General features: G+C 61.7%; 23 protein-coding genes. 15 read left to right on the top strand and 8 right to left on the bottom strand.

What is annotated here, in order from left to right:
• The first annotated feature begins 45 nt into the window (after positions 1-45).
• From F4Z81_11315 to F4Z81_11340, 6 genes are all read left to right on the top strand, one after another.
• Positions 46-564 (top strand): Rrf2 family transcriptional regulator, encoded by a 519-nt coding sequence (locus tag F4Z81_11315; GenBank protein ID MXW05644.1) that lies wholly within the window; start codon positions 46-48, stop codon positions 562-564.
• A 102-nt stretch (positions 565-666) separates the two neighbouring features.
• A complete protein-coding gene (gene sufB / locus F4Z81_11320; protein ID MXW05645.1) occupies positions 667-2,100 on the top strand; it encodes a Fe-S cluster assembly protein SufB in 1,434 nt (477 codons plus the stop codon).
• 79 nt (positions 2,101-2,179) lie between these two features.
• Positions 2,180-2,944, top strand: coding sequence for a Fe-S cluster assembly ATPase SufC (gene sufC, locus F4Z81_11325; protein MXW05646.1), 765 nt, complete (start codon positions 2,180-2,182; stop codon positions 2,942-2,944).
• 28 nt (positions 2,945-2,972) lie between these two features.
• Complete coding sequence (sufD, locus tag F4Z81_11330) at positions 2,973-4,370, top strand: Fe-S cluster assembly protein SufD (protein MXW05647.1); 1,398 nt, start codon at positions 2,973-2,975, stop codon at positions 4,368-4,370.
• Between the two features lie 32 nt (positions 4,371-4,402).
• Complete coding sequence (locus F4Z81_11335) at positions 4,403-4,717, top strand: DUF59 domain-containing protein (protein ID MXW05648.1); 315 nt, start codon at positions 4,403-4,405, stop codon at positions 4,715-4,717.
• Positions 4,718-4,737: 20 nt separating this feature from the next.
• The gene (locus F4Z81_11340) at positions 4,738-6,018 is read left to right on the top strand and encodes a cysteine desulfurase (GenBank protein ID MXW05649.1); all 1,281 of its coding nucleotides are present in this window, start codon (positions 4,738-4,740) and stop codon (positions 6,016-6,018) included.
• 33 nt (positions 6,019-6,051) lie between these two features.
• On the opposite strand, the gene F4Z81_11345 is transcribed toward F4Z81_11340, so the two are convergent.
• Positions 6,052-7,029 carry a phytanoyl-CoA dioxygenase family protein gene (locus tag F4Z81_11345; GenBank protein MXW05650.1) on the bottom strand — a complete coding sequence of 326 codons (978 nt, stop codon included), beginning with the start codon at positions 7,027-7,029 and terminating at the stop codon, positions 6,052-6,054.
• Positions 7,030-7,276: 247 nt separating this feature from the next.
• Here F4Z81_11345 and F4Z81_11350 point away from each other — a divergent pair, with 247 nt between their 5' ends.
• The 6 genes from F4Z81_11350 to F4Z81_11375 all read left to right on the top strand — a co-directional run bounded on the left by F4Z81_11350 (position 7,277) and on the right by F4Z81_11375 (position 13,670).
• Positions 7,277-8,068, top strand: a complete 792-nt coding sequence (locus tag F4Z81_11350; GenBank protein MXW05651.1) for a phytanoyl-CoA dioxygenase family protein — start codon at positions 7,277-7,279, stop codon at positions 8,066-8,068.
• A 136-nt stretch (positions 8,069-8,204) separates the two neighbouring features.
• The gene (locus tag F4Z81_11355; GenBank protein ID MXW05652.1) at positions 8,205-8,543 is read left to right on the top strand and encodes an STAS domain-containing protein; all 339 of its coding nucleotides are present in this window, start codon (positions 8,205-8,207) and stop codon (positions 8,541-8,543) included.
• Between the two features lie 93 nt (positions 8,544-8,636).
• A complete protein-coding gene (locus tag F4Z81_11360) occupies positions 8,637-9,800 on the top strand; it encodes a SpoIIE family protein phosphatase (GenBank protein ID MXW05653.1) in 1,164 nt (387 codons plus the stop codon).
• Between the two features lie 2 nt (positions 9,801-9,802).
• Positions 9,803-10,228: an ATP-binding protein gene (locus F4Z81_11365; GenBank protein MXW05654.1), complete on the top strand. Its 426-nt coding sequence runs from the start codon at positions 9,803-9,805 to the stop codon at positions 10,226-10,228.
• The gene (locus tag F4Z81_11370; protein MXW05655.1) at positions 10,225-11,490 is read left to right on the top strand and encodes an ABC transporter substrate-binding protein; all 1,266 of its coding nucleotides are present in this window, start codon (positions 10,225-10,227) and stop codon (positions 11,488-11,490) included. Before F4Z81_11365 ends, F4Z81_11370 begins: the two co-directional genes overlap by 4 nt.
• Positions 11,487-13,670 carry a HAMP domain-containing protein gene (locus F4Z81_11375; protein ID MXW05656.1) on the top strand — a complete coding sequence of 728 codons (2,184 nt, stop codon included), beginning with the start codon at positions 11,487-11,489 and terminating at the stop codon, positions 13,668-13,670. The genes F4Z81_11370 and F4Z81_11375 overlap by 4 nt, the downstream gene beginning before the upstream one ends.
• A gap of 24 nt (positions 13,671-13,694) precedes the next feature.
• On the opposite strand, the gene F4Z81_11380 is transcribed toward F4Z81_11375, so the two are convergent.
• From F4Z81_11380 to F4Z81_11410, 7 genes are read right to left on the bottom strand one after another with little or no spacing between them, the layout of a single operon-like run.
• A complete protein-coding gene (locus F4Z81_11380; GenBank protein MXW05657.1) occupies positions 13,695-15,923 on the bottom strand; it encodes a copper-translocating P-type ATPase in 2,229 nt (742 codons plus the stop codon).
• A gap of 26 nt (positions 15,924-15,949) precedes the next feature.
• Positions 15,950-16,840, bottom strand: coding sequence for a hypothetical protein (locus F4Z81_11385; protein ID MXW05658.1), 891 nt, complete (start codon positions 16,838-16,840; stop codon positions 15,950-15,952).
• Positions 16,841-17,329 (bottom strand): hypothetical protein, encoded by a 489-nt coding sequence (locus tag F4Z81_11390; protein MXW05659.1) that lies wholly within the window; start codon positions 17,327-17,329, stop codon positions 16,841-16,843.
• A 24-nt stretch (positions 17,330-17,353) separates the two neighbouring features.
• Positions 17,354-18,535 carry an ABC transporter substrate-binding protein gene (locus F4Z81_11395; protein ID MXW05660.1) on the bottom strand — a complete coding sequence of 394 codons (1,182 nt, stop codon included), beginning with the start codon at positions 18,533-18,535 and terminating at the stop codon, positions 17,354-17,356.
• Entirely contained in the window at positions 18,519-19,856 is a 1,338-nt protein-coding gene (hflK, locus tag F4Z81_11400) for an FtsH protease activity modulator HflK (GenBank protein MXW05661.1), read from the bottom strand. The genes F4Z81_11395 and hflK overlap by 17 nt, the downstream gene beginning before the upstream one ends.
• Positions 19,857-19,872: 16 nt before the next feature.
• A complete protein-coding gene (locus F4Z81_11405) occupies positions 19,873-20,766 on the bottom strand; it encodes a protease modulator HflC (GenBank protein MXW05662.1) in 894 nt (297 codons plus the stop codon).
• A gap of 6 nt (positions 20,767-20,772) precedes the next feature.
• Positions 20,773-23,121 (bottom strand): hypothetical protein, encoded by a 2,349-nt coding sequence (locus F4Z81_11410; GenBank protein MXW05663.1) that lies wholly within the window; start codon positions 23,119-23,121, stop codon positions 20,773-20,775.
• Between the two features lie 329 nt (positions 23,122-23,450).
• Here F4Z81_11410 and F4Z81_11415 point away from each other — a divergent pair, with 329 nt between their 5' ends.
• The 3 genes from F4Z81_11415 to F4Z81_11425 form a co-directional block, all read left to right on the top strand.
• Complete coding sequence (locus F4Z81_11415) at positions 23,451-24,884, top strand: circularly permuted type 2 ATP-grasp protein (GenBank protein ID MXW05664.1); 1,434 nt, start codon at positions 23,451-23,453, stop codon at positions 24,882-24,884.
• On the top strand, positions 24,885-25,853 hold the full coding sequence (locus F4Z81_11420; protein ID MXW05665.1) for an alpha-E domain-containing protein: 969 nt from the start codon (positions 24,885-24,887) through the stop codon (positions 25,851-25,853). It begins immediately after the preceding gene.
• Positions 25,774-26,519 (top strand): transglutaminase family protein (locus F4Z81_11425; GenBank protein ID MXW05666.1); only part of this gene is annotated, 746 nt, incomplete at its 3' end. The genes F4Z81_11420 and F4Z81_11425, both read left to right, overlap by 80 nt.

The raw sequence follows: 26,519 nt of genomic DNA on the forward strand, positions 1-26,519 counted from the left end.
CATAGGCCATTTGACGTCAAATCGGACCGTGAAGGAGACGTTTTCATGAAAGTGACCGCCCAGGAAGAATACGGCCTCCGGTGCATCCTGCAGCTGGCGCGATACCATTCCCGCGACCCGGTTACGGGACGGCAGATTGCCGAATCGGAGGGTATCTCCCTGGACTACGTATCCAAGCTGCTGATGATCCTCCGGCGGGCGGAACTCGTCCGAAGCGTGCGGGGGATCCGGGGCGGCTACGCGCTGGCCAGGGAACCGCGAAGCATAACGCTGGGCGAGGTCATGCGCGCCCTGAGTTCGGAAGACGGGGTCGTGCTTACGAGCCCGGACGCTCACATGTGCGATCATTTCTCCGGCCACCTGGAGGCGTGCACGCACCTGAACGCCTGCGCCATCCGACCGGTCTGGACGGTCCTTGCCCGGTACCTTTCCGGCGTGCTAGATCGCATTTCCCTCATTGACCTGCTGCAGACCGAACACCAGGTCCTCGAGGTGGTGGAGCAGGTCTCCCAGGATACCATGCGGGAGCAGGCGATGGGCGGCACGATCCAGATCGGCCGTTAGCACGGCGGGACGGGCACGGCCGAGAGTGCGGCGGGTTCGGCACGACAGGTTCGGCACGACTGGTTCGGCACGACAGGTTCTACATCGTTTCAAGGAGACGCAATGGAAGCCATCGAAACTCTAGCCCAGCAGGAATACAAAGAAGGCTGGGTGACCGACATCGAGATGGAAACGGCGCCGCCGGGGCTCAACGAGGATATCATCCGGTTCATATCCGCAAAGAAGAAAGAGCCCGAGTTTCTGCTGGAATGGCGCCTGAAGGCCTACCGGCACTGGCTCACGATGAAGGAGCCCAGCTGGCAGTACATGGCCTATCCGCCGGTCGACTACCAGGATATCGTCTACTACGCCGCGCCGAAGAACACGCCGCAGTACAACAGTCTCGACGAGGTGGATCCCGAACTGCTGGCGACCTACGACAAGCTCGGCATCCCGCTGGAAGAGCAGAAGGTGCTGGCGGGCGTAGCCGTGGACGCGGTCTTCGACAGCGTGTCGGTCCACACGACCTTCAAGGACAAGCTGGCCGAGCTGGGCATCATCTTCTGTTCCTTTTCCGAGGCGGCGCAGGAACACCCCGACCTGGTGGAGAAGTACCTGGGCACCGTGGTGCCGTACCGCGACAACTATTTCGCGACGATGAACTCGGCCGTCTTCAGCGACGGCTCCTTCTGCTACATCCCGCCCGGCGTCCGGTGTCCCATGGAACTCTCCACCTACTTCCGCATCAATACGGCCGGGACCGGCCAGTTCGAGCGCACCCTGATCGTCGCCGACGAGGGTTCCTACGTGAGCTACCTGGAAGGCTGCACCGCGCCCATGCGAGACGAAAACCAGCTGCACGCGGCGGTCGTGGAGCTGGTGGCCCTTAAAGACGCGCAGATCAAGTATTCCACGGTCCAGAACTGGTATCCGGGCGACGAACAGGGAAAGGGCGGCGTCTACAACTTCGTGACCAAGCGCGGGGCCTGCAAGGGGGATAACAGCAAGATCTCCTGGACCCAGGTGGAAACGGGATCGGCCATCACATGGAAGTATCCCAGCGTGATCCTGCAGGGCGACCATTCCATCGGAGAGTTCTATTCCGTGGCGCTGACCCGAAACAAGCAGGTGGCCGACACGGGTACCAAGATGATCCACGTGGGCAAGAACTCGCGCAGCACCGTGGTCTCCAAGGGGATATCCGCGGGCAACGGCCAGAATGTCTACCGGGGACGGATCCAGGTCCTGAAGAAGGCGGACGGGGCGCGGAACTACACGCAGTGCGATTCGATGCTGATCGGCGACCGCTGCGGCGCCCATACCTTTCCCTATATCGACGTGGGTAATAACTCGGCGAACGTGGAACACGAAGCGTCGACGGCCCGGATCAGCGAGGACCAGCTTTTCTATTGCAAGACCCGGGGCATTTCCACCGAAGACGCCATTTCCATGATCATCAACGGGTTCTGCAAGGAGGTCTTCCAGGAACTGCCAATGGAATTCGCCGTGGAGGCGAAGAAGCTGCTGGGGATCAGCTTGGAAGGCAGCGTGGGTTGACGAGGACAGGCGGCCGGGTCCAGGACGGCCAGGCCCAAGATCGCAGATAACAAGATAACAACAGGAGAAAGCAAGCGAGATGGCATTACTCGAAATCAAGAACTTACGTGGCGGGATCAAGGACCAGGACATCATCAACGGGATCGACCTGACCGTAGACCGGGGCGAGGTCCATGCGATCATGGGGCCCAACGGTTCCGGGAAGAGCACGCTGGGCAAGATCCTGGCCGGCCACGAGGAATACGAAGAAACCGGAGGCACGGTACGGTTCCAGGACAAGGATCTATTCGAGCTCACCCCCGAGGAGCGGGCCAACGAGGGCATGTTCCTGGCCTTTCAGTACCCGGTGGAAATACCAGGCGTCAGCAACGCCTACTTCCTCCGGGCGGCGATGAACGAACGCCTGAAGTACCGCGGCGAACCGGAGATAAGCGCCGGCGCGTTCCGGCGGTTGCTGGACAAGAAGATGAAACAGGTCGACATGGACCCCGAACTGGCCCGGCGCCCCGTGAACGAGGACTTCTCCGGCGGTGAGAAGAAACGCAACGAGATCTTCCACATGGCCGTGCTCGAACCGACCCTTTCCATTCTGGACGAGACGGATTCCGGACTGGACATCGATGCCATGCGCATCGTGGCCCACGGGATCAACCAGCAGCGCACCGCGGACAACGCGATGATCGTCATCACCCACTACCAGAGGCTGCTGGACTACGTCGTGCCGGACTACGTCCATGTCATGTACCAGGGCCGGATCGTGAAATCGGGCAGGAAAGAACTGGCCTTCGAACTGGAAGAAAAAGGCTACGAGTGGATACGGGAAGAAGTGGAAGCCGCGGGTTGAATCCATCCAGGGAGCATGGAACCACGAAATGACGGAATCACTGAAGCAGGCGACGACCAGTAGATACACCACGTTTTACGACGCTTACGACCGCATCCGGTCCCTGGATGCGCCGCTCTGGCTGCACCGGATCCGTTCGGACGCCATGAAGCGCTTCCGGGAACTCGGCATGCCGGTCGCCCGCGAGCTTACCTTTCCGCTCAAGGAAGACTGGATATACACCGATCTTCGGCAGATTGCGGACACGTCCTACCAGGACGGACCAGGCGGACCAAGCGGTCCAGGCAGGCCAGCGGAAGCGAAGCTGGACGAGGAAGCACTCGCGCCTTACGAGTTCGGCCAGAACGGCTGGCACCGGCTCGTTTTCGTAAACGGCGTGCATGCACCTTCGTTGTCGCACGGGCCGGACTTGCCCCGGGGCGTCGTGGTAAGCAGCCTGGCCGATGCCCTCGTGGAGCATCCGGATCTCGTCCATCCGCACCTCGCACGCTATGCCGATTACGAAGGCGCCGGGCAGACGGCACTGAACACGGCCCTGATCGAAAACGGCCTGTTCGTCCACGTACCGCGCGGGGGAGCATTGGAAATCCCGGTGCACGTGCACTACGTAACGACGGGGCACGACGCGCCCCTGGCCACGCAACCGCGAACGCTCATTGCGGCGGGCGACGGGGCAAGCCTCAAGGTGGTCGAGAGTTATTCCGGCATGACGGATCAGGCCTACCTCACCAACGCCGTAACGGAGATCTCCGTGGGGCGGGACGGCAACGTGGACCATTACCGGATCAACCGGGAAGGCGAAGAAGCCGCCCATCTGTCCACCACCCAACTCCACCTGGAGGGGAACGGACGGATCTCCACCTTCAACATGAGCATGGGCGGCGCGTTGACCCGGAACGATACGAACGCCCGGCTCGCGGGCGAGCACGCGGTGGTGCGCATGAACGGACTGTTCCTGGTCGCGGGCGGCCAGCATGTGGACAACCACACCGCCATCGATCACGCCGTGCCGAACTGCGACAGCTACGAGGTGTACAAGGGCATCCTCGAAGGCCGGTCCCGCGGCGTGTTCAACGGCAAGGTGTTCGTGCACCAGGACGCCCAGGAAACAGACGCCAAGCAGCTGAACAAGAACCTGATGCTCTCGTCAGACGCGATGATACACACCAAGCCGCAGCTCGAGATCTACGCGGACCAGGTGAAATGTACCCACGGCGCCACCGTGGGCCAGCTCGACGAAGACCAGATTTTCTATTTACGGACCCGTGGCCTGTCCCACGACAGCGCATGTCACCTCCTCACCTACGGGTTCGCGGCCGACTTGATCCGGCGTCTCGGGATCGACGCCGTCCGTTCCTCGCTGGATACGCTCTTCGAAACCACCATCCGGGATCTTTCGACGGCCCGGAGCCGGACGGAAAGATAGCGGATACACTACACGCGCACAGGGGCTGACGAATGGATACGGATGCCGTTAAAGAACGGATTGTGGACGTATTAAAGACGTGCTACGACCCCGAGATCCCGGTCAACATCTACGAAATGGGACTCATCTACGAAATCGACGTGCAGCAGGACGGCATGACCAACATCAAGATGACGCTCACTTCGCCGAACTGCCCGGCGGCCCAGTCGCTGCCCGCCGAGGTGGAAACCAAGGTCAAGGACCTGGACGAGGTGTCGGACGCCCTGATCGAAATCGTCTGGGAGCCGCCCTGGCATATCGACATGATGACCGAAGACGCCAAGCTCGAACTCGGCATAGACTACTGATCGCATATGGTTAGGAGATCATGGAAGAAGCCCTGTTAGAAACGCCACGCAAGCTGGATGACGCGGTGCGCCGGTCTGACGAACACGCCCTGCGTTACCGCGGGGATTTCCCCATCCTGGACCGGAAGGTGCACGGCAAGCCGCTGGTCTACCTGGACAACAGCGCCACTTCGCAGAAACCCCGCGCCGTGCTCGATGCCCTGGACGACTACTACACGCGGCTGAACGCCAACGTGCACCGCGGACTCCACACGCTCAGCGAGGAGGCGACCAACGCCTACGAGGCCGCCCGCGAACGGGTAGCGCGCTTCATCAACGTACCGGCCCGCAGCCTGGTTTTCGTGCGGAACACGACCGAGGGCATCAACCTCGTAGCGAGCGCATGGGGCCGGAAGAACGTCGGGGCGGGCGACGAAATTCTGCTTTCGGTCATGGAGCACCACAGCAACATCGTGCCCTGGCAGATGCTGGCGCGGGAGACCGGCGCCGTGCTCCGGTATTTCGACATCCATGAAGACGGGTCGCTCGACATGGACCAGGCGGACGACCTGATCACGGAGCGGACGCGCATCGTGTCCATCGCACACATGTCGAATGTGCTGGGTACCGTCAATCCCGTCGAGGCCATCGTGGAGCGGGCCCACGCCGCCGGCGCGCTGGTCTTCGTGGACGCCGCGCAGAGCGTGCCGCACATGCCCGTGGACGTGGCAGGTCTGGACTGCGATTTCTTCGCGTTCTCGGGCCACAAGATGTGCGGCCCGACCGGCATCGGCGGACTATACGGAAGGCAGGAACTGCTCGAAACGATGGATCCCTACATGGGCGGGGGTTCGATGATCGATGAAGTCCGGCTCGATGGATTCACCAGCGCGGACGTCCCGGAGAAGTTCGAGGCGGGCACCCCCAATATCGCCCATGCCATCGTCTTCGGTGACGTGGTGGACTATCTCTCTGCCGTCGGGATGGAGCATATACACACCCACGAAAGGGCGCTGACGGACTACACGATCGAGCGGCTCGAGGAAATCGACGGCCTGACGGTCTACGGTCACGCGCCGGCCCGGGGAGGGGCGATCTCCTTCAACCTGGACGACATGCACCCCAGCGACCTGTCGACGGTGCTGGACCGCCAGGGTATCGCCATCCGCGCCGGGCACCACTGCGCGCAACCCCTCATGCGCCGGCTCGGGACGCCCTACGGCGCCACGGCGCGGGCAAGCCTCTATTTCTACAACACCTCCGAAGAGATCGATACCATGATCGGCGCCATCCACCGGGCACGGAACCTATTCGGCGCGTAATCGCTCTGCCTCATAGAACCGATGTCGGATCCGTCAACGCGATACCATGACGCCCTTTACGGTCGACGCGGGCATATCGCCCATCATGCGCGCAGGACGCATGCCCCTGGCCGTTTCCCTGGGATTGAGCGCGTCGCATGACGTGCCGAACTTCGGCAAGGCGAAGGGCAGGTGGGAGTTGCCACGGGCGAGGATGTGGAGGTGATTCGCGGTCGGTCCCTCGAAGTCGGCGCCATGGTTCCACGGCACCCAGGACCTCGCGTTACAGTAATGGCCCACGAATGCCCGGCGGAACCGCGTCCCGGTCCGGTTCTCGTGCGAGCGGTGCAGGAGATGGCCGTGAATGAACAGGACATCGCCGGGCGCCATCAGGGCGGCCACTTCGCGGTCGGCGTATTTCCCGGCGACAGGGGCCAGTCCGTTCACGGACTCGTCCGTCGCGCTGGCGCCCTCGATTACACCGAGATCCCCTATGGCGCCGTCGGTGTGGTTCTGGCCGAGCTTGTTTTCGTCCGGATAAATCGGTTCATGATGCGATCTCGGGATGACCGTCACGCAGCCGTTTTCTTCATCCGCGGGATCTACGGCCAGCCAGGAACCGATCAGCGTGTCGGGATAGGTGGGTATATAGTACGAGTCCTGGTGAAAACCCTGGCCTTCGCGGCCGGGCGGCTTCAGGAACAACATGGTCTGGAGCGCCAGCACATCCGGACCGATCAGGGCTTCGAGCACGTCCAGAATACGGGGCTGGAGCAGAAATCGCTCATGCAGCGCGTGCTTCCGGTGTAGCATGTGTATGCGCAGCCAGTGCTGTCCCATCTGTTCGGACGTCAACCCGGGCGGCGGCGGATCGACCCCTTCGATGGTAATCCTTCCCTGCATCAGTGCTTCGGTATGGCGGCGTATGTTTTCCACCTCCACTCCGGGCACGAGTCCGCGGACGACGAGGTAGCCATCGCGGTGATAGTCTATATAGTCCTGGACGCCGATCCGGTATCGGTCCGTCGTCATGGTGCGCTCCTCCGGGTTGAACGATGATGGATGTATCGATTTGGGCCGGGCGCTGTACCGTTACCGGTCAGGCGCCGTAATGTCGAATAAAACCCTTGAGTTGTGAAAAGGGGTTGAAATTTCTTGCTCGTAAGTTAATTTACGTTATTCGTGCGGAATTCTGCACTGAAATGTTTATTGTTGTTGATTTGTATAGGCTTGGACTATATATGAGTTATGCGATCCAGTCCCCGGGTTCTACAGCGATATGAATCCAAATCACATTGGCGCCGAAGAGGTTGAGTTCTTTCAGGAGAATGGCTATCTCCAGATTCCGGGGTTTTTCTCGAAGCGGGAAATCGCGGAATTGGCCGACGCGCTGGACAAGACGATCGAGGAAAAGAGAGCACGGATACTGGGTGGTGGAGGCGAGACGGACGACGATTATAACCGCGTTTTCAACCAGATGGTCAACCTGTGGGTAGACTACGAGGTCATCCGGAAGTACTCATTTGACGCGCGGCTGGCGGAAATCGCCCGGAAGATATCGAAGTGCAAACGCCTGGTCATCTACCATGACCATGGACTGATCAAGCCCGGCGGTGAACGGAGCAAGGCAACCAACTGGCACCAGGACGCGCCGTACTGGCCCATGGAACAGGTCGGCGCGCTATCGGCATGGATCGCCGTGGACGATGTAGCGGTGGACAACGGTTGCATGCAGTTCATACCCGGATCGCACAAGTACGGCCGGCTGGAGCCGGTGCCGCTGAGCACGGAAGGCGCCAGCGTACTGAAAGACATCGAGAGTACGGACGTCGAAGTCGATGTCGAACCCGTCGTGATGGACATGGAAGCGGGCGGCGTGACTTTTCATCATGGATGCACGTTCCATTACGCTACACCGAATCGCACCGCATCACCCCGGAGAGCGCTGGCGATCATATACATACCGGAGTACGTGAACTACAACGGCCGATGGGACGCGGGCGGCGACCAGACCATGAAACCGGGCGAACCGTTCGGAGGACCGCTGCATCCCATCCTGGCATCGGGTTAAGCGGATGCGTGACCGGTCCGGGCCGGGCCGGACCAGGCCGGACCAGATGCACAGAAACCAGGAAAACCTATGGAGTACAGATTGCTGATTTTGCCGAACAAGGCAGTATTTTAAACCTGTAAAGGGGGTTGGTTTCATGGAGATCAGTGTCGACCGAGCAAACGAAGTACTTATTGCGAAGGTTGAAGGTCGAATCGACGGCGCCAACGCGCGGGAATTCGAAGACGCGCTCAACGGCGCCATCGGTGAAGACGACAGCAAGGTGCTGCTGGATTTCAGTACCTTGTCCTACATAAGCAGTGCGGGCCTGAGGGTCATCCTGCTGATCGCGCGACTGCTCCAGAAGCGGAATGCCGCGTTCGCATTGTGCTCGCTTTCGGATCCGATCCGGGAAGTCTTCGAAATCAGCGGTTTCGACAAGATCATATCCATTCACGATTCCCAGGCCGAAGCGGTGGATAAGATCGGCCGGTAGGCGCCTCTTCCCGTTTGTGCTTCGTGACGCGGCGTACAGGCGTCCTGTTGAACCGTGAAACGGGAAACGGCCGCGGCGGTTTCCGGGGGTGAAATGACGCAGACTCCGTACAAAATCCTTGTAGTGGACGACGAGCCGGATCTGGAACACCTGATGCGGCAACGCATGCGCCGTGACGTGCGTTCCGGCCTGTATACGCTGTATTTCGCCCAGAATGGCGTAGAAGCCCTGGAACGCCTGAACGAAGTACCCGATATAGACATGGTCCTCTCCGATATCAACATGCCCCGGATGGACGGTCTAACTCTGCTGGCGCAGATACCGAACATTGCCCCCGACATCCGCGCCGTGGTCGTATCCGCCTACGGGGACATGAAGAACATCCGCACGGCTATGAACCGGGGCGCCTTCGATTTCATTACCAAGCCGATCGATTTCCAGGACCTGCGGGTGACAATTGAGCGCACGCTGAAGAACATGGAGGAATGGCGCGAAGCCCTGGAGTCGCGGGACAAGCTTGTACGGCTGCAGAACGAACTGAACGTGGCCAGCAAGATGCAGCAGTCGATCCTGCCCACCGAGTTCCCCGATTCCGATCATTGCGAGATCTATGCGAACATGGAACCGGCCCGTGAGGTCGGCGGCGACTTTTTCGACGTTTTCGGCCTGCCCGGAGGCAAGATTGCCCTGGCCATCGCGGATGTTTCCGACAAAGGCGTTCCCGCCGCCCTGTTCATGATGTCCAGCCGGACCCTGCTGAAGGGGTCGGCGATCGGAGCCGTTGAACCGGGCGCCGTGCTCAAGGAGGTCAACGACCTGCTTACCGAGGAAAACGAAGCAGCCATGTTCGTCACCACCTTCTACGCGGTCTACAACCCCCAGACCGGGCAGGTGGACTATTCCAACGGTGGGCACAATCCTCCGCTGGTGGTGCACCCCGACGGCTCGTCGACGCTTCTCCCCGGAACGGACGGCCTGGCGCTCGGGGTTTTCCCGGGGGTCAATTTCGGCCAGTCCGCCGTTGTGCTCTCGCCGGGCGATCTCCTGTTGCTTTATACAGACGGCGTAACCGAAGCCATGAACGCCGACGGGGAGGAATTCGGCATGGACCGCCTGCAGGCAGTTTTCGCGGATGCCTCACCCGTCAGTACGGAAGCCGCCAACAAAGCGGTGTTCAAGGCGGTCCATGAATTCGCCGGAGAAACGCCGCAATCCGATGATATTACCTGTGTAACCGTGCTTCAACGCCAGGCCTGATCATGAGCAGAAGACTGTCCCTAAGCCTGCCCACGAAGCTCGACCAGCTGGAGCGCATCTACGAAGCGGTGGATGAACTCGGCGAGTCCGAAGATTGGCCGCCGGGCATGGTCTACCAGGTCAAGCTGGTCCTCGAGGAACTGGGCGTAAACATCGTTACGCACGGCCACGCCGGCGATTCCGACCACGAATTCGAAATCGTGCTGGATTCGGATGCCGACGCGCTGACGATCGAATTGCGGGACGAAGGGCGGCCTTTCAATCCCCTGACCGACTCGCCCGAGCCGGATGTCGACTCCGGACTGGATGATCGTCCCGTGGGCGGCCTCGGCATCTACCTCGTCCGGACCATGATGGATGAACTGAGCTACCGCCGGGAAGACAACCGGAACATTCTCACGATCGTAAAACGGAAGGAAAGCGGATGAGACGAACGCGCGACCACTGGGCGGTCGTCCTGCTCGCCCTTTGTGCGACGGCGTTCTCTCCCGCTTTATCCTCTGAAAACAGCGGCGCGAACGCCTCCCAGGTCGAAGATCCCGGTGTGACGGCCGAGACCGGTGAGGCGGCCGAGCCCGGTGTGACGGCCGAGCCCGGTGTGACGGCCGAACGCATACTATTCGGACAGTCCGCGGCTTTCAGCGGTCCGGCCCGCGAACTCGGGCGGAACATGAACCTCGGGATCGAGGCGGCCTTTCAGGAAGCGAACCGCCGGGGCGGTGTACACGGAAGACGGCTCGAGCTGATCACGCTCGATGACGCCTATGAGCCGGAAGCCGCGATCGCGAATACCCGGAAACTGATCGAGGAGGAAGGGGTTTTCGCGCTGATCGGTGCCGTCGGCACGCCCACCTCCCGTTCGGCCGTTCCCATAACCGCGGAGGCCGGCGTACCCTATATCGCGCCATTCACCGGCGCGATTTTTTTACGAGACAACACCGATACGGGCGTTATAAACCTGCGCGCCTCCTATTTCCAGGAGACCGAGGAAATCGTCGACCGGCTTTCGCGTGATCTCGGCATCACGCGCATCGGCGTGATGTACCAGAACGATTCCTTTGGCCGAGTCGGATACCGCGGCGTTCGGCGCGCGCTGGAACGCCGGCAACTCGATCCCGTGGCGATCGGCGTATATCCAAGGAACACCACCGCGATCAAGGCCGGCCTGCTCGATCTGCAGCAGGGAAAACCGGACGCTGTCGTGGTGATCGGCGCTTACCAGCCGGTTGCCACGCTCATTGCGTGGGCGCGGCACGTGGGTTTCAATCCCGTATTCGCAACGATTTCATTCGTAGGCAGCAATGCGCTGGCCGGTGAGCTAGGTCCCGACGGCCGCGGTGTCCTGGTCTCTCAGGTGGTGCCCTTTCCCGCGGCCGGAAACATCGCCATCGCCGTCCAGTACCGCAGAGCGCTCTCCGCGCACGCGCCGGGCACGACCCCCGGTTTCGTTTCCTTCGAAGGATACCTCGCCGGCAAGCTGACCATCACCGCCCTCGAGGGCTGCGGCCCCGACGTACGGCGTTCCTGCCTCATGGAGAGCCTGAACCGGGCGGGAACGATCGACCTGGGCGGTCTTCGTCTTGAATTCGGCGAAGGGGACAACCAGGGTTCCGACGCGGTCTTCCTCACGGTGATCGGCCAGGACGGCCGTTACCATCCCATCCGTACCCTCCGGGACGTGATGCCATGATCAAGCAGTGGCTGCTGTGGCTGTACGACAAGGGCCCATCCCGCATATCGGGGCAGCTGTATCTGGGCATCGGCGCGGCGGTAGCGCTTACCATGATGACCAGTATGGTGGCGTGGTTCGCCTTCAACGAGGTCGGCGAGGCCCAGCGCGAAGTAAACGAAGTCGCCGTACCAGAGATCGCGGCGGCCTTCGGCGTCGCCCAGCGGAGCGGAACGCTTGCGGCGGCCGCGCCGCGCCTGACGGCCGCTCAAACCCCTGAAGCGCTCGAATCCGTAACCGCGAGCATCTCCGAAGAACGGGAGAGTTTCGCGGTGCAGCTGGAAGCCATCGCCGGCTACGGCATGGAGGACGAACGCTTTCAACGCATCAGTGAGGCCGGCAACACGCTGATGTCGAATATCGCAATGATCGAGGAGTCCGTGGCCAGGCGCTTCGAGCTCCAGGAGCAGGGCCGGCAGCTTCGTCTTGAACTGGAACGGCTGCAATTCGAGCTGACGGGCATTCTGGTCCCGGCGATCGACAACCAGTTGTTCTACACGGTAACGGGATACCGGGATATCGATCAACCGGTAGCGCCCCGCGAGGAATACCTCTCCGAAGAGGAACTGCAACGGTACAGGCACCTGGCCGATCTGCAGGCCGAGGCGACCGTCAGTACCCGGATCCTTTCCAACGTCTTCAACCTGTCCGATGCCGATCGACTGGAACCCCTTCTGGAGCGCTTCGAGTCGGCCGATGGCGGCGTGGAGAGAAGCCTCGCCGGCCTGGGCACGACGCCCCTGCGGCAACGGCTCGAACCGGTATTCATCCAGCTCTTCGAACTGGGCAGCGGCCAGGGCAAGATCTTCGAGATTCGCGGCGAGGACCTGGACTTGATCGCCCAACAACGGGCTTTGATCGAGAATAACCGGGATCTGTCCGTCGAACTGGTGGCCGAGGTGGAAAGCCTCGTGAATTCGGCGCAGGAAAGTACGCAGGCCGCCACGATTGCGTCGACGGAGACGATCCAGGTGGGCAGGCAGCTGCTCCTCGCCCTGAACGCGGTCAGCCTGACCGGCGCCCTGCTGATCGCGTGGCTGTTCGTCGGAAAGGTGCTGCTGCGCCGGCTGGAGTTTCTATCGGAACACATGCGGCGCATGGCGGGGGGTGATCTGAAGCAGAAAGTCGAACTGGACGGTCGCGACGAGGTGGCGGACATGGCTGCCGCGCTGGAAGTCTTCAGGCTTCACTCCATCGAAGCGCAAAGGCTGAACCTCGTGGAGAAGCTGGCCGAGGAACTGCGCGGAAAGAACGACGAGCTGGAGAGCACGCTGGCGGAACTCCAGAAGGCGCAGGACCAGATCGTCATGCGGGAGAAACTGGCGGCCCTCGGCGAGCTCACCGCGGGCGTGGCGCACGAGATCCAGAACCCGCTGAACTTCGTCAAGAACTTCGCGGAGTCCTCGGAAGAACTCCTCGAGGAAATGAAGGAAGAACTCCCGGCGGCCGGCGGCACGATCGATGAGGAGCAGGACGGACTGATCCGCGAGATCGGCGGCGACCTTACGGAAAACCTGCGTCGGATCCGGGAGCATGGCGAGCGGGCCAACCGGATTGTACGCGACATGCTCCAGATGGGCCGCGGTTCGGGAGAGAAGCAATCGACCGACGTAAATGCCCTGCTGGAAGAACACGCCCGCCTGGCCTACCACGCCGCACGGGCATCGAACGCAGACTTCCAGCTTGAAATCCACGAAGACTTTGAGTCCGATCTGGGCGAGATCGAGATCGTCTCCCAGGAAATGGCCCGGGTATTCCTGAACATGGTGAACAACGCCTGTCACGCCACCAACGAGAAGCGGGAGGACCCGGACACGGAATCCGGTTACGTCCCCGGAATCTGGTTATCCACCCGCCGCGAGGAAGATCAGATCGTCGTCCGGATAAAGGACAACGGCAAGGGGATACCGTCCCACGTAATCGACAAGATCTTCAACCCCTTCTTTACCACCAAGCCTACCGACGAGGGCACCGGCCTCGGTCTGGCCCTGTCGAACGATATCGTCCGGGAACACGGTGGTTCGATCGTGGTGGATTCTGAACCGGGCCAGTACACCGAAATGGCCATCCGGCTACCTGTGGCCGCGGTCGAGACCGCGCCGGAAACCCCCGCCGCAACCCCTTCCGACCCATCAGCCTGAACAAGTTCGATGACCCGATAGTCCCTACCGGGTTCCGGGACGCCAGGAACGGAGCGTCAACGAGTTCAGAACGACGCTGACGCTGGAGCAAGCCATCATCGCCGCGGCGAATGCCGGGACGAGGAAACCCAGTGCCGCGAGGGGCAGTCCGATCACGTTGTAGATAAACGCCCAGAACAGATTCTGCTTGATTTTCCGAATCGTCTTCCGGCTCACGTCGATCGCCCCGGCCACCAGGGTCGGATCGGGTCTCATCAGCGTGATCGCGGCCGTTTCCATGGCCACGTCCGTACCGGAGCCCATGGCGATCCCCACGGACGCACGGGCGAGAGCGGGCGCGTCGTTGATCCCGTCTCCGACCATGCATACTTTGGCGCCGCTTTCCGACAGGCGGCTCACGATCCGCTCCTTTTCTTCCGGCGTAGCGGCGCCGTAGGTCGAGTCTATGCCGGCCTGCCGTCCGATACGCTCCACGACGGCCTCCGCGTCGCCGGATACCAGCAGGGGCTCGATCCCCAGCTTCCTGAGTCCATCCACCGCCAGGGCCGCATCGGGCCGCATCGCGTCGATGAGTTCGAATCGTGCGAGGAATGCACATCCGGCATCGGATCGGGATGCCAGCCAGACCAGGGTGGAACCCCCGCTATCGCGCGTACCGGGCGGCTCGATGCCCGGACAGCACTCATCGAAGAGCCTCCGGTTTCCCAGCAGGTAGCTCGCGCCTTCGATTTCTCCCCGGACCCCTTTCGCCACCACGCTCCTGAATCCACTTACATCGGCCAGGGCGATGTCCCGATCCGTGGCCGTGCGCAGAAACGCGGTGGCCAGGGGATGCTCGCTTCCCTGCTGCAGCGACGCGGCGATGCGAAGCAGATCGCTTTCGTTCCGCTCGGCCAGGGGCGTAACGGATGCGATGGCGGGCCGGCCTTCGGTCAGGGTGCCCGTCTTGTCGAAAACGACGTGCGTCAAGCCGTTGGCCTGCTCCAGGGATTCAATGTCCCTGATCAGAATGCCCGCCCGGGCCGCCACGCCCGCACCGGCCACGATGGCCGTCGGCGTCGCCAGGCCCAGCGCGCAGGGGCAGGCGATGACGAGGACGGAGACGGCATTGATCAGCGCAGGTTCAAGGCCGGCCCCCGACAGGACCCACGCGGCGAAGGTGATCAGGGCCAGGCCGACGACTGCCGGTACGAATACGGCGCTTACGCGATCCACCAAACGCTGGATGGCCGGCTTGGCAGCCTGTGCGCTTTCGACCAGGCGAATCACACGACCCAGCGTCGAATCGCTCCCTACGGCCCGGGCCTCGATCTCCAGGAAGCCATTGATGTTCATCGATCCGGCGATCACGGTGTCGGCCGGGTGTTTAGGCGCCGGGACACTCTCACCGGTGATGAGCGCTTCGTCGACTTCGGCCTCGCCCCGGAGCACGACGCCGTCCGCGGCCACCCGGTCGCCCGGACGGCAGATGACAACGTCCCCGGGCTGCAGGGCATGTACCGGCGTATCCCGCTCCGAGCCGTCCGCCGTGCGTACCCGCGCGGTAACCGGCCGGATCGCCAGCAGTTCCCGAATCGCCCGGCTCGCGCTGCGGCGCGCACGGCCTTCGATATGCTTGCCGATGAGTACGAGGGTAATGATGATTGCGGAGGCTTCGAAGTAGAGTTGGCCCGCCGCGCCGGCGCCCAGGCGGTAAACAAGGTAGGCGCTGTACGCATAGGCCGAAGTGGTTCCCAGGGCCACCAGGACGTCCATGTTCGCGCCGCCGCCGCGCAGCGCGTGGAAAGCGCTCCGGTAGTAACGGGCGCCGATGCCGATCTGCAGCACGGTCGCGAGCGTCGCTTCCGCGTATACCGGCATGTGCCCGTCGAAACCGGTCCAGCTCCGCAGCAGCCCGGCCAGCATCTGCAGCAGAAAAGGAATCGTTACGCAGATCGCGACGATCATGGCGACACGGTCCCGACGTGACTGTCCGGGGTCCGCTTCGGGCTCGTGGCGGTCGTCCTGAACAGCGGTCAGCCGGTACCCCGCGGCGGCCACGGGGCCGGACAACGCGTTGCCTTCCACGCCGGGCGCAACCGTCAGCGTCGCTCGTTCGAGGGCGAGGTTTACGTGGGCGGCAGCGACACCGGGGACCTGGGCGAGGACCTTCTCTACCCGCGCCGAGCAAGCGCTGCAGGTCATGCCCTCTACGTGGAATACGCGGGTTTCGGTATCCACGCCGAAATCCGTTCCCTGGGTGGAGGTCGACATGGCGCTGCTCGCGGTGCGGGGTGGTGCTAGTGGGAATGCAACGTGTCCAGCCCGTGCATGGTCTCGGATTCGAAATGGAAAAGCGCGTACGCGAGACCGATGCCGATCAGGAAGGCCAGGATGAGAATGCCGCGGTCATGGCTGTGAAACTGGATCTCGGGGAGCAGGTCGCTCAGGGAGATGCACAGGAAAACACCGGCGGCGAAGGCCATGACGTACCCTATGACATGCATTTCGTCGAGTTGACTCAGGAGGCCGACGCCAAAAAAGGTCAATACAGTGACGAGCGGACAGAGCAGGGCGAATCCGATGTTGGTCAGCGTGCAGGCCCGGTTCTTGTAACCGGACACCCGCATCAGCCCGATGATGGAGTACGCGTCCAGGGGCTTATGCATCATGATTGCCAGAAACACGCCCAGTCCCGCGAGCATTGTGCCCCCGTCGTGCATCAAGCCGACACGCATGCTGGCGCCGAGGGCGATCCCCTCGGTGATGGTATGCAGGCCGAGGCCCGTGGCGACGCCGAACACGCTTCTGGGGTTGACCTCCATCGCGCCCTGGTGGGCGTGGTGGTCGTGGTGGTCGTGATGGCCCTGGTGATCCGTACCCGGGACCGCTTCCTGGTCGAATTCGTGATGATGAAACCGGAAGATCCGCAGTAGGACGATGATCATGATGACGCCCAGCACCGCGCAACCCACGGCGATTTCACCGGCGTAAGGACCGGGGATGTCCTCCAGGCTGTGCAACAGGAGATGATACATGGCGACGCCCAGGAGAAACCCCGCTACGAGACTCATGACCAGTTGCGTCCTGGTATGGGTCATAGTGACGATGGCCGAGAGCTTGCCGCCGAGCAGGGACACGGTGAAGATCGCCGCCGAATATACGAGGAGGAGCAACAGGATATCGTTCATCTAGAAGAAAATCATGAGCAGGGCAATGGTGATCAGGCCGCCGACCATGAACCCCAACGCGCTTACGACCCCGGAAACGGTGGCCGAATCCGCAAGGCGGAAGGTCTGTTCTTCTATGGTAAACAAGACCTGTGAGCGGTTGATTTCACCGTCGACGAATCGTTTAAGCGCCTTTTCGGCGCCGTGGGCTTCCTTCACGGAAACCACAGCCACCAGGATCATCGTCATGGCGGAGGCCAGGGTGCCCAGGGCGAAGGCAAGCAGCGATAGCAGGCTGAACCAGTGGTAGGAGGAACCCTGGTCGCCCGTCGCCGCGCTCATGAAGCCGATGATCAGCGCGGCGCCGCCCGCGTTGCCGAACAAAAGAAGGCGGGCCGATTCGGTGATCATTCTGAACATGGTGCCGCGTCGGAGCGCAACGACCTTGTATAGTTCGCGCAGCCACTCCTCGCCGATTTCCTCGACGGTGAACTCATCTACCTTCTTCAATGGCTGTACCTCGCTTGCAAGTTGTTATTCGCCCAGGTTGGTGAGCCGGATATAGGTGGATCCGGCATTCGTACCCGGCGGAAATTCCAGGCTCCAGTCGTCCAGCATGACTTTTTCGGGCGACAGCGCGACACTCAGGAAGTGCTCCCTGGTCAATTCGCCGCCCATGCGTTCGAGCACGTCGATGACGTATCTTCCGAGGATGTAACCTTCAAAGGCCACCTCGTTCACCAGGGTCGCCACGGATTCAGCCTGGCCGTATTCCGGCCGCAACGCGTTTCTGAACCGTCGTGCGATCCGGCTGCTGTTGCTGTTCGGGTCCGGAATCACCTCGGTCACCAGGATCCTTTCACTGCGGTTTTCCACCATCTTTTTCAGTTCCTGGGAAAGGACGAATGAGAGATTTGCCACGATGTAGTCGTGACCCAGCGAGTGGGACAGGTTAATGATCTCGGAGTTCGCGGCGTACGACCCCACGATCAATATGGCATCGAGGTCTGCCTTGGAGATCATGAACAGGCCCGCGTGGACCGCGTGGGTATTCCGTGAATGGGCGGTCTTGGCAAGTATCGGGAGGTCATGGGCTTCGAGGGCGATCTGGAAGTTCTTCAGTACCGATCGGCCGAAGGAATCGTCCTGGTAAATCACGCCGAACCGGTTCTTGCCCAGGTCGTTTACGATGTAATCGACCATGGTCACGACTTCGTCCAGGTACGCCGCCCGCAGGTTGACGACGTTGGGGAACCGGTCGAAATTGCGGAGAAAATCCGCACCGGTGAAGGGCCCGACAAAGGGGATGTCGGCACTGCGCAGCACGGGAGCGATCCGCTTGGCGGTCGGCGTTCCCACGCCGCCGATCACCGCGAACACGTCGTTCTCCGCCGCAAACCGCTCGGCGTTGGCGGCGGCCTGCTCGGGTTCATACCCATCGTCCAGCGATAGCAGCCTGAGCGTTCTTCCGTTGATGCCTCCTGCGCGGTTCAGTTCTTCGAATGCCGAAAGGATGCCCGCGCGGTAGTACAGGCCCAGGTTACGGTTGGGACCGGTGAAGCACGCGCTCTGGCCGAACACGATGGTATTGGAGGTTACGCCGGTCTCCGCCCGGACCGGCGATGTGTGCGCCAGCGCAGCGATGACGAGCGCGGCCGCCAGCGACATAAGGCCGTACAGTCTGTTGCCAGGGATCACGCTATTGCTTTGGATCACTTTGGCTCCCTTCGGTACCCGTTTTTTCTTCTTCTTCGCTTTCTTCCTCGTGCATGGTTTCGGCCAGCGCTTTTTTACCGGTCTGACTCGCCTCGTCTATGCTGCTGGTCGTCACGTGACCGTGGCTGAAAATGGACGGCGTGTCGAAAATGAGCGATCGCGGCGCGGCCACCGGCAAATGATCCCGTTCCGAGTTTCGGCTGTGGAACCTTCCATCGATGAGGAATCCATCCCGGTCGATGTTCTCATACCGGTGGATATCCGGTGGAAGCGTCGAGAAAACCGGCCTGTCCAGGGAATCGGGACCGGTAGCGGCCAGGGCGCCCGGAGAGTCGAAAGCCAGGTCGGCGGGCGTCAGTCCCGATCCATCGTCGATGAGATTAACCTCGATATTCGCGTCGTTGCCGGGATTGACCGCCGCCAGGTTCGCCTCGGCGAAGATCGTGCGCATGCGCTGCCAGTACCGGGTGATACCGACCTGGGCCGGCTGCCTTCGGTATTCGGCCAGCAGCCTGGTGAAGGCCCCGGCGCTGCTCTCGGCCTGGAGGACCCGTTCCCGCGCCGTGGCCCGGGCATCCATGATGATCGCTTCCGTCTGCCCTTTCGTCCGGGCGATGAGCTTCTCCCTGCGCTGATTGGCGTTGCTGATGGACTGCATGCGTTCTGAAATGGCGTCATTGACGTCCCGGAACGCTTCCACGGTCTCCTCGATGGGACGGATGTCCACGATGTTCAGGTCGACCAGCTCGATGCCGATGTCGATCGCCTCCAGGCGTCCTGCGAGGTAGTCATGGAGGTGGCGCTCGATGATACTCCGGTTGGACGTCAAGATCAGGTCGATGAAGTTCTGCCCCACGATGTTGACCATTTCCTCCCGCACGATCATGGTCATCAGCATCGTCGGGTCCGTAACCGCGAAGAGGTAGCTTCGCAGGTTATCGATCTTGTACTGCACGGCGACGTCCAGCTCGACCAGGTTCGTGTCGCCGGACAACAACGTGACGTGCGTATCCCCCATCGTTGCTTCGCTGACGATGGGCACGCGGACGATGCGCTTTACCTTGCGGATGTGGGTTTCGTAGATGAACGGCACGCAATAGTGGATACCGGGGCCGATGTTTTCGTCCACCACCTTGCCGAACCGTACGAGGACGCCCTGTTCTTCTTTTTTGACGACGTAGAACCCGCTCGCCAGCACGCCGGCGACGGCCAGGGCGGCCAGGCTCCAGAACAGCCGGTTCCAGCCGAAGGTCCGGGCCGCGTCGAACAGGGCGTAGATGACGCGCGTGCTATAGGGTAAAGGCCGGTTTTCGTTTGCCATGGACTTAAGCGCTCGTTTACCGGGGAACCGTTCGGCTGTCCAGGTACCTGAACAGCTCGTTGTCGGCCGGCAGCATGAGGGTCGTGTTCTTGTCGATGATCAGGTCGTAACTGTCGAGTGCACGGATGAACCGGTAGAAGGCCGGGTCATTCCGATAGGCCCTGCCGAGTAGCGCCATCGCTTCCGCCTCGGCCTCGCCGAGAATGGCCGTGGCTTCCGCGTGGGCTTCCGCCATGAGCTTTTCGTGTTCGTTGATCGCCAGCGCTTCGATGCGTATGGCCATCTCCTCACCCTCGCTCCGGTAGCGGGCCGCGATGCGCGCGCGCTCCGAGATCATGCGCTGAATCACGGCCGGGCGGTTCTCCACGGGAAGCGTATACTCGATGATCCCGGCTTTCAGCACTTCGATCCCGTAGTTCGCACTGGCGATCGGCGCGACGCTGCCGAGTATGTCGCGGGCCGCTTCGTGCAGGTCTTCGTGTTCCAGCCCCAGGCTGATGAAGGCGTCCCGGGCCTTGTTGCTGATTACGATTCCGCTGCTCGACAGATAGAGGTCACGCAGTCGCTCAGTGGCGTTTTCGCCGGTACGAATCGCCTCCACGTAGAGGATGGGGTCCACGATGCGCCAGAGCAGGTAGCCGCTGATCAGGATGTTCTTCTGGTCTTCGGTAATAAGCTCATGGGACACGTCGGTCAGCGTCTGCAGCCTTCGGTCCACTTTGTAGACTTTCGAGATCGGGCGGGGCCACTTGACGTGCAGTCCCGGTTGCTTCACCGGAGGTGAAATCCGGCCGAAGTTCGTCAGGACTCCCTGCTGGGTCTCGTTGATCATGTAGAAACAGTCGTAGACGATCGCCGCCAGCACGAGCGCGACGATGGCCTTCCGGATGCCACGTCCTTTACCGGTCATTTGCCTTTACCTCCTGTCGTGGCCGTCCGGGGAGGCGGCCTCCGCCGTTCTCTTCTTCCAGATCGCGACCTTGTTGAAACTCTGTCGGTTGGGCACGATGATCTTGGGGTTGCCCGCGAGTGCGGTTTCCAGCTTCTCGCGCCAGAGCATGTTCCTGAGGACTTCCGGCGCAGTCTGCATTGCCGATGAAATGACCATAATGGCATCCGCTTCCGCCGCGGAGGTCGCCACCTTCCTGAAAGCTTCTCCATCGGCCTGTTCTCTTTCATACTCGGCGTTGCCATAGGCACGCGGCACCAGGGAGACCATGAACCTCTGCGCGTTGACGATGATCCGCTCCCGGTCTTCCTGGGCGCTGGAGATCTCCCGGAACGAGTTCATCGCTTCCGCGGCCGGAGTAATGTCCAGCAGGCTTACCTTCACGAGATCGACGGTGTTTAGAATGGTCTTGTCTCCATGCATGTCGGCGTCCACGACGAAGAGATTCGTCAGTTCGTCGACCATGTCCGCCCGGTATGCGGTAAGCAGGCGATCGAGGTCGCGGGCATTGATGAAAGTGCGCAGGTGCTCGCGGACCGCGTCTTCAATGATCTCTTCCGGGTCAACCGTACGGTAATGGTACGTGTACGGGTCTTTCACGCGGTACTGGACGTCCAGGGTGAGCGTGAGCATGTTCAGGTCGCCCGACACGTACTCGTACGGTGTATCGGACATGATGGATTTCACTTCCTTGACCGGCCACTTGTCCACCTGCACCATGGGGCGGGGTGCCAGGTAATGCAGCCCGGGCTGGAGGTCTTTCCAGTATACCTGTCCGAACAACAGGCCGTATCCGACGTGCCCGGGGGGCACGGTCGTGAACCCGCTGCCGAGGAACAGGACCAGCAACAGGCCCCAGAGCATCATGCCCATCGGCGTGGCGGGCGAGACCGTACCCCGGAAGGACCGGTCCCGCGTCAGCCGCTTCCAGGCGTTACGCCAGGGCCTGGACAACGGACGGACGTTGACCATCATGTCTTCGTACCCTCTGCGCATGGCGCCCGCGCGGTACCGCCAGAGGATCAGCGCGATTAACAAGATCGCGCCGCCCCACTGAATGAACTGGATCGCGGGGGATTCGGAAGGGAGCAGGTTGACCGAAATCGTGAAGCCCGTCGCCAGCAGCATGAAATCGATGGCGATGCCGATCACGGCGGTAACCACGATGACGGTGGTCACGTAGATGGCCGCGAAACGCGCACCGAATTGGCTCATGATGATGGCGATGGTGCTCGTGTTGGTAGCCGGTCCGGTCATCAGGAATATCAGCGCGGCGCCGGGGCTCACGCCTCGGGCCACCAGCGCGGCCGCGATCGGTGTGCTGGCCGAAGCGCAGATGTAGAGGGGCACGCCTACGATGATCATGACGGGGTAGGACAGCCAGCGCGCATACTCGTTCGACATCAGGTCGGCCGGAATGACGAGGAAGAGCACGCCGCCCAGTGCGATACCGACGAGCAGCGCGAAGAGGATATCGTCGGCGATCTCTACAAAGCCGTAGTGCATGATGTGTTTGACGATCTTCTTGAAATCGAGGCCGGGATATTCCTCCGCCACCCGATCCACTTCGACGGCCGCACTGGACTTTTTCGCCTGTTCCCCGGCGATTTCGCGGTAGAATTCGGGTTTGATCCACGATCCGAACTTCCAGGTGGAGGCTACGGTGGTAATACTCTTGATCCATCGCGCCATCAGGACCTTCATGGCGGCGGGACTGACGTAGCAGTCGTCCTTGTCCGAAATCAACGGATCGTGGACCCCGTGTTCATGATCATGATCGTGATCATGGCCGTGATGGTCGTGATCATGGTGATCGTGATCATGGTGATCGTGATCTTCCTCGCCCGGCTTGACTTCACCGTTGTCGTCCCGGATCAGGCCGATGCAGAAAATACCCGCCACGACGGCCGTGACGAAACTGATGAAGGGGCGTACCACGGCGGCGATGAACCCGAAAAACGCGTTGGTGACGAGGATGGAGTCCGCTCCGGTTTCCGGCGCGGTAATCAGGAAGGCCATGCAGGACGACCGGGAAGCGCCTTTCCGGCGCATTTCGGCCACGACGGGGACGACGGAACAGCTGCAGAGGGGGATTGGCACACCGACCGCGGAGCTGACGGAGACCGACCGGAGGCTGTCGTCCTGGAGCCATTTGAGGATCGCTTCCCGGGAGATGAACACGTGGATCAGCCCGGAAAGCAGCAGACCCAGGATCAGCATCGGCCCCAGCAACAGGAACGACATCCAGATGAAGTCGAAATACGCGGTAAGGGAATTTGCCAGCGTAACGCCCATCAATTCATCTCCCGCTACCATCTCCCGCTGTTTTGACTGACGCGGATACCTCGGGTTCTTGTTTCTCAGGTCATGAATGCGGGACGATCAGACCGATGCAACAGGTATCGGTGAAACGATATACGCGCGGTAGATACGCATATAAGGTGATAATACCGAGAGAACCTAAAAGCGCAAAGGAAATGTTTGGAACGGAAAACAGATTCGTGTTCGATCCGGCCGAGTGTTGCATCCAGGCCGTCCGGACGCTTGACAAACGGCGAGACTTCCCCTTGATCTGCCGTATTGTCCAATATAACATGTTAGCCGGTGGAAAGCATGAGCTGGTCCGATGATCGGAGACCCTCGTTATGGATTTCGACGCATACGACCTGGACAGCGCTTTCTACGACGAGATGTTCCTCCCTGACGGGACACCGCACGCTCATTGCCTCGGTCTGCACGAATCACTGCTCCGGCTTCCCGTCGAAGAACTCGTTCGCATGCAGGAACGGGTCACGCATTCCTTTTCCAGCGAAGGCATCACGTTTACGGTATACGGAGGAGATGAAGCCGGCGAGCGCATCATGCCCGTCGACTGCCTTCCCCGGATCCTGCCCGCCGAAGAATGGCGGCAGCTTGAAGCCGGACTTGGCCAGCGGCTGCAGGCGTTGAACCGGTTTCTCGCCGACGTTTACGGTCCCGCCCGCATCGTCGATGACGGGGTCGTCCCGGTCGACCTGGTGCGCGGCTGTCCCCAGTACCGCGTCGAAATGCGGGGGGCGCCCGTGCCGCACGGGACGTATGTCGCGGTCTGCGGCACAGACCTGGTCCGCACGAATGAAGGATTCCACGTGCTCGAGGACAACCTGCGCGTGCCATCCGGCGTATCCTACATGGTCGCCAACCGGAAAGCGGTCAAGGCCAACCTGCGCAGGCTCTACCGCAGCTGCAGGGTGCGGGAAGTCGAGCAGTACGGGCGCCTGCTCCGCGAAACGCTAAAGGAACTTGCGCCTCGCGGGGAAGACGATCCTTGCGTGGTGCTGCTGACGCCCGGCGTATACAATGCGGCGTTTTATGAGCACATCTACCTGGCGCACGAGATCGGGGCGACCCTGGTCGAGGGCCGGGACCTGCTGGTCGACGGCGGTTTTGTGTACATGCGCACCACTTCGGGGTTGCGGAAAGTGGACGTCATCTACCGCCGGGTGGACGACGATTTCCTGGACCCGCTCGTATTCCGGCCGGACTCCCTGCTGGGCCTGCCGGGCCTCATGGGCGTCTACCGGGCCGGGAACGTCACCCTGGTGAACGCGCCGGGCACGGGCGTCGCGGACGACAAGAGCGTGTACGCATACGTTCCCGACATGATACGATACTACCTGGCCGAAGAACCGCTGCTACCGAACGTGAAGACCTATATCTGCCGCCGGCCGGAGGACCTCGAATTTACCCTGGACAACCTGCGGGAACTCGTCGTGAAACGGGTGGGTGAATCGGGGGGATACGGCATGCTGGTCGGGCCGGAATCGACGCCCGATGAACGGGAAGCCTGCGCCCGTGATTTGCGGGAAAACCCCGCGGACTTCATTTCGCAGCCCGTACTGGACCTTTCGCGCGCGCCGTGCCTGATCGGTGGCCGAGCTGCGGCGCGGCACGTGGATCTGCGGCCCTTCGTGCTCCATGGCCGCGAGACCCGTATCGTGCCGGGTGCGTTCTGCCGAGTCGCGCTGCGAGAGGGCAGCCTGGTCGTGAACTCCAGCCAGGGAGGCGGAGGCAAGGACGTCTGGGTACTGGGGGACTGAATGCTTTCCAGAAGCGCACAGGGCCTGTACTGGATGGGCCGGTATCTCGAGCGCGCCGCGCACCTCAGCCGGCTGATGCAACTGCAGGTGGAAACGCTGGTGGACCGTCCGCTGCGCGAAATCCATTTCGGATGGAACCGCGTGTACAGCAGCATGAACCAGTCCCCGCCCGCCGGTACGCTGGAAGCCTTCGGGAACGACGACTACGCGCTGGCCGACTCCTATACCCTGGCCGATCACCTTACTTTCGAACCCACGAATCCGGATTCCATATGGAACTGCTTCGCGTTCGCCCGGGAGAACGCACGGCAGGTCCGAAACTACATCAGTGCCGAGATGTGGCTTTCGTTGAACATGACTTTCCTGCGATTGCAGGGATTGACCATTCAGGAGATATGGAAGACGGCCCCGGAGTCTTTCTACGCGGGTACGGCAAAGGATATCGCCACCTTCACCGGCGTGGCCGAGGCGACCATGTACCGCGATGAAGGCTGGCATTTCATCCAGCTGGGCAGGTTCATGGAACGGGTGCAGCTTTCCGCATCGATCCTGTTGTCTCAAATTGCGGCGCAGGACGGCCAGGACGAATCGTTCGACGCGGACTGGGCGAACCTGCTGCACGTGTTTCGTGCCTTCGACGCCTACGTGCACACCTACAGCGTAGTGGTACAGCCCGGACAGGTGCTCGATCTGATCGTAACGGACGAATTGCTTCCGGGCTCCGTGCGTCGGTCCCTCGACGCGACCGCCTCCGTGCTTGACGCCATTGGACCGGGTCCATCGCCCGGCGCGGGCACGGAAGCGGCGGCGCTCAGTGCCTCCCTTTGTGCGGTTGTCCGGGATGGCGGGAAGGACGTTACGGCCTGGAGCGTCACGCTGGAACAGGTGAATGGCGACAGCCGGAAGCTTCACCAGCAGATCATGGACGCCTATATCGCCTATCCCCTGGAATCCCTGCCCGTACGCTGACGCCATGGTCAAAAACGTGCGATACCGGATCAAGCATGTCACGATGTACCGATATGGCTTCCCCGTGCGGAACTGCGCGATGTCCCTGGCGCTCAGACCGCTCGAGGACCGCAGGCAGCGCGTCTCCGCGTTCCGGATCGAGACGGAACCGGAAGGCTCGATCTTTCCGGTCTCGGACGCCTTCGGCAATACACGCCACCAGCTTCACCTGAACCGCGATCACCGGTCGCTGTCCATCACCGCGCGCTCCATGGTTGGCGTTACACCAGGGGCCGCACCGCCTGAGGAATGCGAAGAAGACGCCTGGGAGACCATCCGGGGCTGGCGCGACTCGTTCCACCAATGGGACTTTATGGATCACAGCGGCCTGGCCCTTCCTTCGCCCGCCCTGGAGAGGTTCGTGCAACAGAGCGGCATAGCACCCGCGGGAGACCCGCTGGCCGCGTTGAAACGGCTGTCCGGTGCACTCTTCGAACGCTTCGAGTACGTGCCCGGGAGCACCACGATCTCTTCAACGATCGAACACATCCTGGATACCGGTCGGGGCGTATGCCAGGATTACGCCCACGTCATGATCGCCGTCGCGCGGACCTGGGGCATTCCCGCCCGGTACGTATCCGGCTATCTCCACGACGAATCCGCGGCTGGCGGGGCAGGCGGAGGGGG

The sequence above is a fragment of the Gemmatimonadota bacterium genome (genome assembly GCA_009835325.1).
Lineage (GTDB): Bacteria > JAAXHH01 > JAAXHH01 > JAAXHH01 > JAAXHH01 > JAAXHH01.